The organism is Acidibrevibacterium fodinaquatile (assembly GCF_003352165.1).
Taxonomy (GTDB): Bacteria; Pseudomonadota; Alphaproteobacteria; order Acetobacterales; family Acetobacteraceae; genus Acidibrevibacterium; species Acidibrevibacterium fodinaquatile.
In genome coordinates this window covers 749,657-764,435 of record NZ_CP029176.1, presented here as the reverse complement: position 1 = coordinate 764,435, position 14,779 = coordinate 749,657, and the positions used below count along the sequence as shown (strand labels likewise).

Sequence of the window (14,779 nt, the reverse complement as noted above, 5' to 3'; positions counted from 1 at the left end):
TCTCCGGTTACGATCACCCCCCGCTTGCGGTCCGCGCCCCGCGTGGACCGTGGATTTCGCATTCTCTCGACAAGAGACGTAATACCATGAGAAGGCAAATCAAGGTAATGCCAACGCCCAACGCCGCGATGTCCCCTTCAAATACTTGCGACAAAGCAGGCTCGTCTGGAAAAATATCGGCACGCGCCCTTATACCGCCCGGAAACGACTGCGTCTTGATCTCAATCAATTATTTCTTTCCCGCGCGGCTTTTTCGCGCCGCCATCAGCCGCTAGGCCGCGCCGTGGGCGAACCCGCGATCCGGCAATGCGTGATCCTCGCCGGCGGGATGGCGAGCCGTCTTGGCGCGCTCGCCGAAACCACCCCGAAGCCGATCCTTCCGATCGGCGACCGGCCGTTCCTCGCCTGGCTGATGCGCGAGATGATCCGCTTCGGCATCGATGATTTCGTTCTCCTCGCCGGCCATCTCGCCGAGCGGCTGCGCGACGCCATCCCGGCGATCCGCCGCACCCTCCCCGCCGCGGTCGGCATCACGGTCTCGGAAGAGCCCGAGCGCGCCGGCACCGGCGGCGCGGTGTTTCACGCGCGCGACCTGCTGGCGCCGCGGTTTCTGCTGTGCAACGGCGATTCTTTGTTTGACTGCAACCTCGCCCCCCTGCTCGGCGCACCGCCGGCGGGGCTCGCGCGCATGGTGCTGCGCGCCATCCCCGATGCCAGCCGCTATGGCGTCGTGACCTTGGAGGGCGAGCGCGTCATCGCCTTCGCCGAGCGGCCGGCGCAGGCGGGTCCGGGGCTGATCAATGCCGGCCTCTATCTGATGTCACGCGAGATCGTTGCGCATCTCGCGCCGCGTTGTTCGCTGGAGCGCGACGTGCTGCCGGCGCTCGCGGCGCGCGGCGCGGTGCGCGGGATGGTCGCGAGCGGCTATTTCCGCGATATCGGCATCCCCGCCGATCTCGCCCGCGCCGCCGCCGAAATCCCGCGCCAATTGCACCGCCCTGCCCTCTTTCTCGACCGCGACGGGGTGATCAATGTCGATCACGGCTATGTCGGCACGCGCGCGCGGTTCGAATGGATGCCGGGCGCGAAGGCGGCGATCCGGGCGGCGACCGAGGCCGGCTTGCACGTTTTCGTCGTCACCAATCAGGCCGGCGTTGCGCGCGGATTCTATGACGAGGCGGCGGTCACTGATCTGCACGCCTGGATGGTCGCGGAGGTGCGGCGCGCCGGCGGCACGATCGACGATATCCGCTTCTGCCCGACCCACCCGGAGGGGTCTGTTGCCGCCTATCGCCGCGAAAGCGACTGGCGCAAGCCCGGGCCGGGGATGATCCTCGATCTGATGCGCGCCTGGGAGGTCGATCCCGCCCGGGCGCTTCTCGTCGGCGACAAGGAAAGCGATCTCGCGGCGGCCGCCGCGGCCGGCGTGCGCGGGCTTTTGTTTCCGGGCGGCGATCTGTTCGCCTTCCTTGCCCCCCATCTTGCCTCTCTCACCCCCATCGCGGAGTTTTGACCATGCTCGCGACCTCGCAACCCGCCCCCGGCGCCACGGTGCGCGCGCGCGTCCCGCTTCGCCTCGGGCTTGCCGGCGGCGGCACCGATCTCAACCCGTATAGCGAGGCGCATGGCGGCGCCGTGCTCAACGTCACCATCAATCGCTTTGCCTATGCCTTCATCGAACCCTCGACGGACGGGCGCAGCCATTTCATCGCCCCCGATCTCGGCATCGAGGAGGATTTCGCGGCCGATGACGTGACCTTCGCCGGCGCCCGTCTCGCCCTCCATGCCGGGGTCGCGCGGCGGATGATCGCAGAGCACGCCGGCGGGCGGATGGCGCCGTTCCGCCTCACCTCCTTCGTCGATGCGCCGCCAGGCTCGGGCCTTGGTTCCTCCTCGGCGCTGGTCGTCGCCCTGGTCGAGGCGTTCGTTGCGCGGCTTGCCGCCCCGCTCGGGCCCTATGACATCGCCCATCTCGCCTATGAGATCGAGCGGATCGATCTCGGTCTTGCCGGCGGCAAGCAGGATCAATACGCGGCGACCTTCGGCGGCGCCAATTTCATCGAATTTCTTCCCGGTGACCGGGTGATCGTCAACCCGCTGCGGGTGACGCCGGCGATGCTGAACGAGCTTGAGACCTCGATGGTGGTCTGTTTCACCGGCGTCTCGCGCGCGTCGGAAAAAATCATCGCCGAGCAGCAGCGCAACATGGCCCTGCCCGATGGCGCCGCGCTCGAAAACCTGCATCGTCTCAAGCGCGATGCGATCGAGATGAAGCTCGCCCTGCTGCGCGGCGAGATTGCGCACATGGCGGAGATTCTGAACCGCTCCTGGCGCGCGAAAAAGGCCACCGCCGCCGGGGTCAGCACCGGCGCGATCGACCGTCTGCTGGATGAAGCCTTCGCCGCCGGCGCCATCGGTGGCAAGGTTTCCGGCGCCGGCGGTGGCGGGTTCATGATGTTCATCGTGCCGCCGGCGCGCCGCATGGCGGTGCTGCGCGCCCTCCGCGCCGCCGGCGGCGAGGCGGGCGGCGTGCATTTCACGCAGGGCGGCGCCGAATCCTGGATCGCGTAGGGGGAAACGTTTTTTGGTTTTTTTTCAAAAAAGAACAAGAAAGCGCTTCTTTTTTATAAAAAAGAAGCAAAAAATTTTCTACCCGAAGTCAGGGAATTTTTCCGCGACCAATGCGGCGTAGCCGGCGGCGAGGGCGGCGGGATCGCGGCTTGCGCGCGCCTCACTGAGGGCGGCTTGCCATGCGGCATAGCCTGCCTGATCGGGGGTTTCGACGAGATCCGCAACCGCGTCCGCCATCGCATCGGTGCTGTCCACCAGCCTGCCGAGATCGCCGAAGCGGGCGAAGAGATCGGCGAGGATGGGCAGGCGAAAGCCGATCATCGGTTTGCGCCAGGTGACGGCATCGATCACCGCGCCGCTCGCCGAAAGCGCGTAATAGCTCGGCGCGAGCGGCATCAGAATGTAATGCATCGCGGCCAGCCGGGCGGTGAAATCGGCGCGCGAGAGACCGCCATGATCGGGCGGATGGGCCAGCACCGCGAACGGCGCCTGATCGGCGTCATGGCGGATCATGCCGATGACGTAGAATTCGACGCGCTCGCCAAACCGCGCCTTCATCCGCCGCGCGATTTCGAGAAACACCTCGATCCCCTTGTCGCGCGTCGCCTGGCCGATCAGGCCGAAGCGCCAAGGCGGGGCAAAGGGCGGCGGCGCACTTGCCACCTCGCCGAGATTGACCGGGAGCGACAAAACATCGGCGCGCGCCCCGGCACGCGGCAAAATCCGCGCGAGTTCCCGCCGGATCGCCTCTTCGAGGACCAGAAAGCGGAGCTTTTTCCCCAGCGGCGCCGCCAGCGCCGCGCGGAGATCGAAGGCGCGGACGAGCGGGTTGCGTGAGCGCCAGCCGGTGATTTCGTTGAGATTGCCGTGCAGCCCGATATGAACGCCCTTGATCCGGCGCGCGCGCCGGACCAGCAGCGCGACGGCGAAAATCGCGGTCGAGGTCGCGGAAAGCAGAAACAGGAACAGGTTTTCCCCCGCCGGCGCGCCGGCCAGCGCCTGGCGCAATGTTGCGAACTCCCGCGCGAAACGGCGGGCGGAGACGATATGCGTCTTGCCCTGAAGATAGGCGGGGTCGGCGGCGGGAAAGAACGCGATTTTTTTCGCACCCCCCCCGAGCAGCGCCCTGAGCCCGCTGAGATGCTCGGCCTCGGCGAAAACCCGGATCTCCTGCTCTGGAAAAGCCCGGGCGATGGTGTCGATGGTCGCGGCGTTGCCGGGGACATGCGCGCGCGCGCGCCAGGTCATCTCGAAAATCAGGATCACGAAACACTCGCGCGACATTGGAAGACAGTCGGTTTATCGCTTATCCTCGCGCAACGTGAAGGGGGAATGAACGCATGGCGGAGGAAACGGGCGGGGCCGAGCATCCGGTTTTCGCCTATATCGACGCGGTTCGTGGCTATGCCATCCTGCTCGTCATCACCTGCCATCTCACGTTCAGCTATCCCGAACTGCCCTATCCCGTCCATCGCCTGACCGTCCTCGGCTGGCACGGGGTGCAGCTGTTCTTTCTCGCGAGCTGTGTCACGCTTCTGCTTTCCTGGCATGGCGAAGTCGCGCGGCGCGGGCGCGCCGATATCGGCGCGTTTTTCCTCCGCCGCGTCTTTCGCATTCTGCCGGCCTATTATCTCGGCGGCCTGTTTTATTGGTGGCTCGACCCGCCGGCGCATGGGTTCGACCTCGCGCAATTCCTCACCGCCTATGGTTTCGTCAATCTCTGGCACCCGCTGACCGCGCCGACCGTGATGGGCCAATGGTCGGTGATCCCGGGCGGCTGGAGCGTCAGCGTGGAATTCACCTTCTACGCCCTGTTCCCGCTCATCGCCTCATTCATTACCTCGCTCCGGCGCGCCATCGTCTTCACGCTCGCGGCCTTGCTCTTTGCCATTCTCGCCAACCGGGTGGGTTTCGCCCTGTGGGGCGAGCGCTATTCGACGCGCGCCGTCGAGGACATTCTCTATTTCTGGTTTCCCAACCAATTGCCGGTCTTCGCGCTCGGCACAATGGTGTTCTTCCTCTTGCGGCCGGCGGCGATCATCCCGCAGCGCTTTGCCGGCGCCATCGCCGGCCTCGCGCTGGTGGGATTTTTCGCGCTCGCCTGGGCCGCGGTGCCGCAATGGGCGGGCGAGGCGGGCTGGCCGATCGGACACGCGCAAGCCGCCAGCCTGCCGCTTGCGCTCTTCGTCCTGGCCCTCTCGCGCGCCGCGCCGGGCGGCCTCTTCGTCAATCCGCTCGTCGCCTGGGTCGGGAAAATCAGCTTCAGCGCCTATCTGATCCACTATGCCGCGATCGAGCTTCTCCCTGGGCGCTTCCCGCTTCTGTTCCACACCGGGGCCAGCGGTCTCGCGGCGATCCTGGCCTATGCCGCCGGCTGGCTTGCGGTCACCGGCGCGACCTGTCTCTGCGCCTTCTGCACCTATCACGTGATCGAGCGGCCGATGATCGCCCTCGGCCGCCGCCTGATCAACGCCCGCCGGGCGCGGCTTGCGGCGGCGATGGCGGGCCAGTAAAGTTTTTTTCTTAGACACCAGGAACGCCCCATGCCGCCGGCTGTCGCCATCATTGTCCTCAACTGGAATGGCGCGGAGGACACGCTGCGCTGTCTTGAGTCACTGGAGCGGCAGACCTATCCAAATGTCCGCCTCCTGGTCGTCGATAATGGCTCGACCGATGGCTCGCTTGCGGCGTTGCGCGCCCTCGGCGAGCGCATCACGCTGATCGAGAGCCCCGAAAATCTCGGCTACACCGGCGGCAACAATCTCGGCATGCGGCGCGCGCTGGCGGACGGGGCGGATTATCTCTGGCTGTTCAACAACGACGCCACCGCCGCGCCCGACACCCTGGCCCGGCTGATCGCCACCTGCGAGGCGGATCCCGCCATCGGCCTCGCAAGCCCGCTGGTCTGCGACGATCAGGACCACGCCACCATCCACTTCGCCGGCGGCCGCTTCGACCTCGCGGCGCCCACCTATGAGCCGACCGAAGATCTGGAAAAAGCCCGCCTCTGGCAAGCGGCCGAGCCCGGCCACATGGCGCTCTGGGGCACGGCGATGCTGGCGCGGCGCGCACTGGTCGAAAAAATCGGGCTGCTCGATGAGCGGATTTTCGCCTATTGGGAGGATATCGACTATTCGATCCGCAGTGCTCTGGCCGGCTTCCGCAATGTCATGGTGTTCGATGCGGTGATTTTTCACGCAGCCAAGCCGACGATCCTCTCGCCTCGGGATGTGAAACCGTATTATTTCTACTTCATGACCCGCAACGAAATTCTGATGTGGCGGAAATTCTGCCCGACGAAAAAATATCTGCGCGCCCTGCTCTGGACGATTCTGCGCCAGGCGCGCCAGATCGACCGCATGCGCGACAGCCAAGCCCATGTGGACGCGGTGCGCGCCGGCCTCTGGGACGGGCTGCGGGGGAAAGGCGGGGCTTACCAGGCGCCCAGCGGAATGACGCGCTTGAGCGGCAGCGCCATCGTCGCCGCCGCAAAAAGATTTTTTCCTGCCGCCCAGGCATGATCGAAGGACCAACAGAGACCATGAGCAGCGCCAGCGGATTGAAGAAACGAGTCTTTGGAGCCGCCAAGAAATTTGGTTATACAATCATACCAAATTGGCGCCTGCACTCCTATACGGCATCGGAATATCTCCAGAAACTTTTCAAATTTCTGGACGTCGATGTGGTCTTCGACGTCGGCGCGAATGTCGGACAATACTATCAGTTCCTGCGCAACGAAGTCGGCTACGAGGGGCTGGTTGTTTCTTTTGAGCCAACTCCCAATCTCGCTCGCGTGTTGAAGGAAAAGGCCTCACGTGAAAAATCCTGGGTAATCGAAGACATCGCGTTGGGCTCGGAAAACGGCGAATTCGAATTCAACGTGATGGAGAACACAGAACTCAATTCATTTCGAGATCCAAAACACGACGACACCAAACTGTTTGTCGATCTCAACGTCGTGCGAGAAAAAGTTATGGTGAAAACCCGCACTGTTGACGAAGTTTATGATGAGATCACCCGGAAATACCATAAGAAGAACGCCTACCTAAAGATAGATACTCAAGGATTTGATCTAGAAGTTCTGAAAGGCGCCTCCCGCAGCCTTGCCGCCATTCCCGCCTTGCAAGTGGAGGTGTCTGTGGTGCCGATATATCAAAATGCGCCCGTCTACAAAGACATTATCGACTATCTCGAAGCCAGAGATTTTGTCATGAGCGGGATTTTTCCGAACAACGAAGGGCATTTTCCACGCCTGATCGAATTCGATCTCTATATGATCAACAAGAGCAGGCTATAGGTCGCGCTTAATTAAGTTCGTGATCGACTCGACGACCCGCTCAGGGTTGTATGCCTGATACACTTTTTCTTGGATAGCCGCGCCGATCCGCTCGCAGCGTTCCGCATCGTTCAACAGCGCGACGCAGGCGCGGCTGAGGTCTTCGTCGCTGTCGGCCAGGATGATTTCTCGGCCGGCAACGAAATTCAGCCCCTCGGCGCCGACGCGCGTTGAGGCCACCGGCCGGCCATAGGCGCCGGCTTCGATGATCTTGACCCGCGTGCCGCCGCCTTCGGTGATCGGGCAGCACACGACGCGCGCGGCGGCGTAAAGTGCGTCGAGATCGTGGACGAAGCCGAGAAAATCGACTCCGTCCGGCGGATTTTTTGAAGACGGCAACGCCGCCGGCGGGCTCCCCGCAATCAGCAGCCGCGCGTCCGGCACCGCGTCGCGCACCGCCGGGAAAATGCGGCGGATCAGCCGCTCGGCGGCGCCGATATTCGGCGCATGGCCGTAATTGCCGAGATAGAGGATCGTTTTCTCGACAACGGCGCGGTATTTTCGCTCGGGAAGCGGCACGGCGTTTGGCACCACATGCAGCCGTCTGAGGCCAAGCCGGGTGAGATAGCGATCATCCAGCTCCGAACACACGAATGTCGCCCGCGCCAACCGCGCCGCGCGCCGTTCCGCCAGATGGATCGCCGGAATCTGCGCAACATGGGCATATTTCCCGGGATAGCGCGGTGGCGCCAGCGCCGCGCGCAGCCGCGCCTTGTGTTCGACGTCGTCAAGATCGAGGAAAGTCGGCGGTAGCGCCATGTTTGTCCGCAAGACCGGAGACATGGCAGCGAGCCGCTGCACGAAGACGAGATCGTATTTTTGTCTCAGCCGCTCGGCCACCGCCGCAACCTGACGATCGCCGGAATAGGCATGGAAAAACGGATGGTGGCGGATCGAAATGGTCGGCAGCACATAATGGTTGAGGTTATTTTCCTGCCGCCGTTCGAGCGGCGCGAGCATCGCCCGGATGGCACGCCCCCAGAAGGCCGATTGCTGGCGGGACAGCGTTGCCTCGTCCGGTGCCTCCCGAATGAAATTTTCCGGGACGAGAAAGAGCATCTCGATCTCATCGGCGATCCGGCCGATGGCCTCCACGAAAAGGCCAAGCCGCCGCGTCCCGCCGGCTTGGTTTACCGCATCTGGCGGGGTATCGGGGCAGATCAATAATGCGCGCACCGCGTCACTCTACACGCGGTTAACGGCCACTGAATAGCCAATCCTTCCCGGCTTCGCCGCCCCGCCTATTTTGGCGCCGGCTTGGCGCCCGGCTTCGGAGCCTCCGGCCGCGGTTTCAGGAACGTCGAACTCACCGGCGCGACCTTCTTGTTCGCCTTCGGCTTCTTGGCCTCGCGGTTGCCGCGTTGTTTGTCGCCCTTGCCCATGTCGCTTGGTCCTTGTGCTGAAATTTCCCGCCCGTCGAGGCGCCCGCGACGGGGCCGCCATTCGACGGCGCCGGGCGCAAGCTTAAGGCCGGTATCGCCGCCCCGCGCAAGCACAAAATGGCCCGCCTTCTCGCGCCGCCGCAATCTTAGTTACGCTTCTCTGAAAATGAATGGATGCAGGGGGCAAGGGCGTGAGCGATAAAGGCGGCTTCCGCAGCCAAGGGGGCCTCAATGCCGGTGATTTTCCACCAGGATGGGTTCAAGTTTTTCTTCTATGCCAATGAAGGCAATCCGCGGGAATCCGTGCATGTTCACGTCCGCGCGGGTGGCAGGGAAGCAAAATTTTGGCTCACGCCCGAGATCAGGATCGCGTATAGTGATGGTTTCGACGCCCGAACTCAGCGTGTGCTAGTGGCGATGATCGAGGCCAACAGGAACCTGATCATGAGGAAGTGGGATGAATTCTTCGCCTGAGGCCGTTGCCGTCCGGTTCGATGACTGTTCCCTCTGGGTCACCTTGCGGGACGGGCGCGTTCTCGGCGTGCCGCTGGCATGGTTTCCCCGGCTGCTCCGCGCCCGCCCGGAAGAACGCATGGCCTTCGAGATCAGCCCGCGCGGCCTGCATTGGGATCAGCTCGACGAGGATATTTCCATCGCCGGCCTCCTCGCCGGCCTCGGAGACCAAACCCACCCCGCGCATCCCCTGCCGGACGCGGCGTAAAACCAGCAAAAGTTTTTTGGTTCTTTTTTTCAAAAAAGAACGCTTTCTTATCCCCGAAAAATCATCGAATTTCTCCCTTTTCGTGCGCTATTGGGTATCGGTTCGGCCCGTTCCTGTTCCCGTTTGCGCGGCCGATCCGCTGGGTCGCCGGCGCCACCGTCACGCGGTGCGCGGCCATGGAATAGCGAATTCGCCGCCACCTGCTCCCGCCGCTGCCCGATAGCGACCCGCGCGGGGGAAAAACCCTATCCGGCGCAGCAGGAGAGTTTGGCGATGTCCTTCTGGAACCCGAGCGCCGCGAGTTTCAGCCCCTCGACGGTGGTGAGATAGGGGAACAGGGTTTCGGCGAGATCGGTGACGGTCAGCCGGTGCTTGATCGCGAGCACCGCCGTCTGGATCGCATCCGCCCCTTCCGGCGCCAGGATCTGCGCCCCGAGCAAGCGCAGGCTGCCCTCTTCGGCGACCAGCGTGATCAGCCCGCGCGTATCGCGCGCGGCGAGCGCCCGCGGCACCTGATCGAGCGCGAGCGTCACCGTGCGCACCGCGTGCCCCTCGGCGCGGGCTTGCTCTTCGGTGAGGCCGACGCGCGCCGCTTGCGGGTCGGTGAACACCACCTCTGGCATGGCGCGGGCATCGTAGCGGCGGGCATTGCCGTTCAGCGCATTCTCGGCCGCGAGCTTCGCGCCATAGGCCGCCATATAGACGAACTGGTCACGGCCGGTGACGTCGCCGGCGGCATAAACGCCGGGGCGGGAGGTTGCGAGGAAGTCATCGACGGTGATGGCGCCGCGCGCGTCGGTCGCGATGCCGGCGGAAGCGAGGTCGAGCCCAGCGCTGTTCGGCGCCCGCCCGGTCGCGACCAGAACCTGCTCGGCGCGGATCGTTTCCGGTCGGCCATCGGCCGTCACGGCGAGCGCGATGCCGGCCGCATCGCGCGCGATGCGCTGATAAGCAACGCCGCAGCGGACGGTGATCCCTTCCTCGCGCAAATAGCCGGTCAGCGCCGCGACCACCTCCGGCGCGAAGCCGGGCAGGAGATGCGAGCGGCAGACGAGGGTGACGGCAACGCCGAAGCGCGCGAACATCTGGCCCAATTCGCAGCCGATCACGCCGCCACCAATCACCAGCAGCGAGCGCGGCAGCCGCGCGAGCGCGAGCGCCGAGGTGCTGGTGAGATAGGGCACCTCGTTGATGCCCGGAATCGCTGGGATCGCCGGTGCGGCGCCGGTCGCGATGACGACGCGCGCGGCGGGAAAGTGCTCATCGCCGGCGACGAGGCCGCCCGCGGTGAAGCGGGCAGCGCCCGCGACGTAGCGGATCCCCTCATAGTCGGGCAGCAGGGCGGCATATTTCGCGTCGCGCATGTCGGCGACCAAGGCGTCTTTCTGGGCGAGCAGCGCCGACCAATCGGCAAGCCGCGCCTCCGCCGCGATCCCGGCGAAACGCGCCGCCGCCTTCGCCTGGTGCAGCGTCTCGGCGGCGCGGATCAGCGTTTTGGACGGCACGCAGCCGATATTGACGCAGGTGCCGCCGATCGTCCCCGACCCGATCAAGGCGACGCGCGCGCCGAGTTCGCTCGCCCGGATCGCCGCCGAAAATCCCGCCGAGCCGGCGCCAACCACCACGAGGTCAGGGGTCGATGCGCCCGCGCCGGGCGCCGCACAACAGTTAGACATCGGATTTGTTTCCTTATTTTGTCGTCGGAATGGCGCAGCCGGCATCGGCTGTGCCGCGGGGGAGCAGGCAATGCGGGCAAGCGAGCACGCGCCGCGCGTTGCCATAGAGGCCCCAGGCCATCAGGCCCGTCGCGATGGCGTAGAGCATCCCTTCGTGGGTTGCGATGAAGCCCTGGATCGGCACACCGAAGGCGCCGGCGGCCGGCAATACCGCGGCGACCATGGCGATCGCGAGCGGCAAGACCGGCGAGCAGCACAGCAACGGCGGCAGCGCCGCGAGAATGGCGCCCACCACGCTCCCCGCTGGCTTCGCACCCGCCCCCTGCTGAAACCCATAGACCCCGAGACTGAGGGTGAGCGCCAAGAGCGCTGCCATCACGAGCGCAAGCTCGAGCATCCCCGGCGTCAGATAGCGGAGCGAAACCAGCCCGATGACGCCGCTGGTATAGGTCGCCGGCAACAGCATCGCGTAAAAGACGGAGAAGAGCACGAACACGGCGCCGGTTGCGATCTTGGCGCGCCGGGAGGCGAGCACGATCGCGAGCGCGCGCGGCACGCTGAGCGCCCGCTCAGACAGCGCCGCACTCATGAGTTTCCCTCGGCGGTGATGAACTGCTTGATCTTGTCGAAGGTCATCGAGGGTGCTGAGGAGATGGCGACGATTTCGCCGTTCGCGCCGATCAGATGATAGACATCGACGTAATGATGCGGGTTGTATTGGTTGAAGAATGCCTCCGTGTCCTCGCCGATGACGATATGGGGATCGTGAAGCAGCGCCGGGGCGTTGGCCGCGACGAATTTTTCCATGGTCTCGCCGGGATAGCCGCCATTCTGGTAATCTCTGAGGATAATGATTTTGAGATGAGAGGCGTCGATCAGGGCGAGGTTTTGCGCCATCGTCTTGAGACCGACGGCGCAGCTTCCGCACCAGGTCGCGACCTGCCAGACCATGACCGGCTGGCCCTTGAACGTCGCGAGCGGGACGGTTTTGCCAGCGACGAGGAGCGGCGCGTCCACGGCGCGCGCGTTCGCCGGCGCCGCGCCATTCATCGGCGCCATCGTGCCCTTGGGCTGGGCCGGTTGCGCCCAAGCGGGCGAAAAGGCGGCGGCCACGCTCGCCATGATCGCGCCAACACCAAGGGCCATCGTCGCACGCTTTGCTGTCTTCATCACACTCTCCCGATGGGCGCGGCGAGCGCAAAGCCGGTTTGATCGCTTGCCGCGCGTCTGCTCGGGCGGTACCCTAGTCCTTGTAGTGACTACAGGCTCAAGAGGTTTTTTCATGCCGCGAAATCACGCGCCGGTGATGACCCTGGCGCCGCTCCTGACACGCGGCGAACTCGCCGAGCGCACCGGCTGCCATCTCGAAACCGTCCGCTATTACGAGAAAGCCGGTCTGCTGGCCGCGCCGCCGCGCGCCGCCAATGGCTACCGCCTCTATGGCCCCGCGCATGAACAACGCCTGCGTTTCATCCTGCGTGGTCGTGACCTCGGCTTCACCCTCGATGAGGTGCGCGCGCTGCTCGGCCTCGCCGAGGCCAGCGCCATGCCCTGCGCCGAGGCGAAAGCGCTCGCGAGCACCCATCTCGCCGCGGTCAGGCGCAAGATCGCCGCGCTGCGAGCAATGCAGACGGCGCTGAGCGCCTTGATCGGGCAATGTGACGCCCGCGGCGCGGCCGACGGTCAGCCGGGCTGCCCGCTGATCGAGACGTTGGCCGGCGCCTCGGCCGGCACCATCACCACGTCGCCTTCGGCGAGCGGGCGCCAGGGCGCGGGCGAGAGCGGCACACTCGCAAAGACATCGACGGGTGCTGGCGTCGCGCCCGCGACCAGGGCGACGCCGGCCTCGCGCACCGCCATTCCGGCATCAGCACAGGGGCAGGCGAGATGCCAGAGGCCCGGCGGCTCGATCCGCCCGCTCCGCTGATGCCGGCGATGCGCGTGCGCGAAGAGATAGTCGCCGTCGGAATAGAGGAAATTGGCCGGCCCCAACGCGCGGAGATCAGACGCGAAACGCTGGATCACCGCAAGCCGCGCCGCGGCAGACGGCACCGCGCCGCGCCATAACGCCGCAAGCCGGTCAAGGAGAAGGCAAAACGCGCGCTCGGAATCTGACTCTCCCACGGGATGGAAACAGCTCGTCTCGCCGCCGGCGAGCGTCTCGATCCCGGGCAGACGGCCGTTATGGGCAAAACTATGCATGCGCCCGCCGAGTTCGCGCACGAAAGGATGGGTGTTCCGCAGCGCAACCGTCCCGGCGGTTGCCAGCCGGATATGGGAAATCACGATGCGCGCCGGCGGCTGATGGCGTTCGAGAAAGCGGAGCCAAGCGCTTTTCCCGGCGGGCTCTGGCTCGCGATAGCAACGCGCATCGGTGCCGTCATGAAAAACGACGCCCCAGCCATCGATCGGCGCGCCCGCCCCCCGGCCATGCCGCGCCAGCCGCCGCAGCGAGAAGCGGGCGCTGATCGGAACCGAGGCAGCGATGCCGAGCAACTCACACATGGCGCCGCCCGCTCAGAGCCGCACCGCCCGCGCCGCCTTGTTGATACCCTCTGTGACCATCGGGTGCGGGAAGGCCATAACGCTCAGGGTCGAGGCGGTCGTGCCGGTGTGGACGGCGAGCGCGAGCGGCGCGATGACATGGGCCGCGTCGAGCCCGGCGACCTGGGCGCCGATGAGACTGCCGGTGCGCTTGGCGAAGACGAGCGTCAGAAAACCCTCTCGCTCGTCGAAAATTTGCGCCCGCGAATCGGTGCGGAAATCGTAGGTCGAGGTTACCACCGCGATCCCCTGCCGCGCCGCTTGCGCCTCCGTCACACCCACCCAGGCGACTTCCGGTTCGGTAAAGACGGTGAAGGGGACGGACGCGAAATTCATCCGCGCCGGCGCCTGGCCCTCGCTCAAAATAGCCTCCGCAACGATCACGCTTTGGCAGACGGCAGAGTGAAACAGCATGCTGCGCCCATTCACGTCACCCGGCGCATAGACATGCGCGAGCGCGGTGCGCAGCCGATCATCAACGCCGATCCGCCCCGCCGGCAGGCCGAGCGCCGCGATCCCCTCCGGCACAACCGGCTCGCGCCCGGTCGCCATCAGCACGCAATCCGCGGCCAAGTCGCGCATCTCGCCCGCGCTCTCATAGCGAACCTGAAGACCGCCGTTGGCGCCTTGCGCAATCGCCGTCACCTTGGCGCCGGTGACCAGGGTCAACCGCCGCGCCAGTGCCCGGTGCAGATAGCCCGCAAGAGCGGGATCGACGCCTGGCAAAATCGCCTCGGTCGCTTCCAAAACCGTCACCTCAGCGCCGAGATTTTGCAGCATCGAGGCGGTTTCGAGCCCGATATAGCCGCCGCCGATCGCAACCAGCCGGCGCGGGAACGGCAGATCGGCGCCGAGGCGGAAAATATCATGCGAAGTCACGGCGAGTTCGGCGCCCGGGATCGGCAGCCGATGCGGACGCGATCCGGTCGCAATGATCAGGTGCTGGGCGTGATAGCGCAGAATGTCGCCGCCCTCGGTCGTGACCTCGACGGTGTGGTCATCGACGATCCGGCCGCTGCCCTTGAGCAGCGTAAGCGTCGAGGCCGCGATCTCCTCACGATGCTGGGCATAGCGGAGGGACTGCACACGGTCCTTGTGCGCCAACACGCCACGCCAATCGACCTCTGGCGTCTCACCACGCAACCCGAATAGCGGGTATTTCGCCGGCCAGGTGCGCACGAGCGCCGCCTCGCGCACCGCCTTCGAGGGCACGCAGCCTTCGGCCAGGCAATCGCCGCCGAGATTGCCGAACGGATCGACCATGACGACCGCGCGTCCCGCGCCGGCAAGGCGGAAGGCGGCGGGATAGCCGCCGCCGCCAGCGCCGAGCACCATGACGTCAATGCTTGCGGCTTTTTCCATGCGTCTTCTCTCCTGCCAACACCGATCCGAGCGGGAAATCCGTCCCCGTCCGCCCACGGCCCAAGACGTATGCGCCAGCGGGCCGCCGCCATCGATGATTCATGTCAAGATGACGATGGGCGCGTCCCTTCCGCCGCGACCAGACGGCTTGCGCAACGCGGGATCGGGACCCCGTCGGACACGCGAT

At 65.4% G+C, this 14,779-nt stretch carries 15 protein-coding genes and 1 pseudogene; 8 read left to right on the top strand and 8 right to left on the bottom strand.

Features of this window, described 5'->3' with window-relative positions:
* Positions 1-283: 283 nt before the first annotated feature.
* Both DEF76_RS03750 and DEF76_RS03745 read left to right on the top strand, forming a co-directional pair.
* Positions 284-1,513, top strand: coding sequence for an HAD-IIIA family hydrolase (locus tag DEF76_RS03750; protein WP_240319100.1), 1,230 nt, complete (start codon positions 284-286; stop codon positions 1,511-1,513).
* A 2-nt stretch (positions 1,514-1,515) separates the two neighbouring features.
* A complete protein-coding gene (locus DEF76_RS03745; RefSeq protein ID WP_114911176.1) occupies positions 1,516-2,571 on the top strand; it encodes a GHMP family kinase ATP-binding protein in 1,056 nt (351 codons plus the stop codon).
* Between the two features lie 78 nt (positions 2,572-2,649).
* Here the strand turns inward: DEF76_RS03745 and DEF76_RS03740 are convergent, their stop codons facing one another.
* On the bottom strand, positions 2,650-3,837 hold the full coding sequence (locus DEF76_RS03740; protein WP_162800466.1) for a glycosyltransferase family protein: 1,188 nt from the start codon (positions 3,835-3,837) through the stop codon (positions 2,650-2,652).
* Positions 3,838-3,911: 74 nt separating this feature from the next.
* On the opposite strand from DEF76_RS03740, the gene DEF76_RS03735 reads away from it, so the two are divergent.
* The 3 genes from DEF76_RS03735 to DEF76_RS03725 are packed head-to-tail and all read left to right on the top strand — an operon-like array spanning position 3,912 to position 6,868.
* Entirely contained in the window at positions 3,912-5,084 is a 1,173-nt protein-coding gene (locus DEF76_RS03735; protein WP_114911174.1) for an acyltransferase family protein, read from the top strand.
* A gap of 30 nt (positions 5,085-5,114) precedes the next feature.
* Positions 5,115-6,092: a glycosyltransferase family 2 protein gene (locus DEF76_RS03730; protein ID WP_114911173.1), complete on the top strand. Its 978-nt coding sequence runs from the start codon at positions 5,115-5,117 to the stop codon at positions 6,090-6,092.
* 20 nt (positions 6,093-6,112) lie between these two features.
* Positions 6,113-6,868 carry an FkbM family methyltransferase gene (locus tag DEF76_RS03725; RefSeq protein ID WP_162800465.1) on the top strand — a complete coding sequence of 252 codons (756 nt, stop codon included), beginning with the start codon at positions 6,113-6,115 and terminating at the stop codon, positions 6,866-6,868.
* On the opposite strand, the gene DEF76_RS03720 is transcribed toward DEF76_RS03725, so the two are convergent.
* Positions 6,863-8,083, bottom strand: a complete 1,221-nt coding sequence (locus DEF76_RS03720) for a glycosyltransferase family 4 protein (RefSeq protein ID WP_114911171.1) — start codon at positions 8,081-8,083, stop codon at positions 6,863-6,865. The two genes, DEF76_RS03725 and DEF76_RS03720, sit on opposite strands and share 6 nt — an antisense overlap.
* Before the next feature lie 65 nt (positions 8,084-8,148).
* Positions 8,149-8,289, bottom strand: a complete 141-nt coding sequence (locus DEF76_RS19645; RefSeq protein ID WP_205216099.1) for a hypothetical protein — start codon at positions 8,287-8,289, stop codon at positions 8,149-8,151.
* Positions 8,290-8,520: 231 nt separating this feature from the next.
* Here DEF76_RS19645 and DEF76_RS03710 point away from each other — a divergent pair, with 231 nt between their 5' ends.
* Positions 8,521-8,763: a DUF4160 domain-containing protein gene (locus DEF76_RS03710; RefSeq protein WP_114911169.1), complete on the top strand. Its 243-nt coding sequence runs from the start codon at positions 8,521-8,523 to the stop codon at positions 8,761-8,763.
* Positions 8,747-9,010: a DUF2442 domain-containing protein gene (locus DEF76_RS03705; protein WP_114911168.1), complete on the top strand. Its 264-nt coding sequence runs from the start codon at positions 8,747-8,749 to the stop codon at positions 9,008-9,010. Before DEF76_RS03710 ends, DEF76_RS03705 begins: the two co-directional genes overlap by 17 nt.
* 245 nt (positions 9,011-9,255) lie before the next feature.
* On the opposite strand, the gene merA is transcribed toward DEF76_RS03705, so the two are convergent.
* The 3 genes from merA to DEF76_RS03690 are packed head-to-tail and all read right to left on the bottom strand — an operon-like array spanning position 9,256 to position 11,856.
* Positions 9,256-10,686 carry a mercury(II) reductase gene (gene merA / locus DEF76_RS03700; RefSeq protein ID WP_275895700.1) on the bottom strand — a complete coding sequence of 477 codons (1,431 nt, stop codon included), beginning with the start codon at positions 10,684-10,686 and terminating at the stop codon, positions 9,256-9,258.
* 13 nt (positions 10,687-10,699) lie between these two features.
* On the bottom strand, positions 10,700-11,275 hold the full coding sequence (locus tag DEF76_RS03695; protein ID WP_205216098.1) for a hypothetical protein: 576 nt from the start codon (positions 11,273-11,275) through the stop codon (positions 10,700-10,702).
* Positions 11,272-11,856 (bottom strand): peroxiredoxin family protein, encoded by a 585-nt coding sequence (locus DEF76_RS03690; protein ID WP_114911166.1) that lies wholly within the window; start codon positions 11,854-11,856, stop codon positions 11,272-11,274. Before DEF76_RS03690 ends, DEF76_RS03695 begins: the two co-directional genes overlap by 4 nt.
* On the opposite strand from DEF76_RS03690, the pseudogene DEF76_RS20270 reads away from it, so the two are divergent.
* Positions 11,807-12,274, top strand: a pseudogene (locus tag DEF76_RS20270) (MerR family transcriptional regulator); the annotation flags it as partial. The gene DEF76_RS03690 and the pseudogene DEF76_RS20270 sit on opposite strands and share 50 nt — an antisense overlap.
* 95 nt (positions 12,275-12,369) lie before the next feature.
* Here the strand turns inward: DEF76_RS20270 and DEF76_RS03680 are convergent.
* Positions 12,370-13,191, bottom strand: a complete 822-nt coding sequence (locus tag DEF76_RS03680; protein ID WP_114911165.1) for a class II glutamine amidotransferase — start codon at positions 13,189-13,191, stop codon at positions 12,370-12,372.
* Between the two features lie 12 nt (positions 13,192-13,203).
* Entirely contained in the window at positions 13,204-14,592 is a 1,389-nt protein-coding gene (locus DEF76_RS03675) for a dihydrolipoyl dehydrogenase (RefSeq protein ID WP_114911164.1), read from the bottom strand.
* Positions 14,593-14,779: the final 187 nt, after the last annotated feature.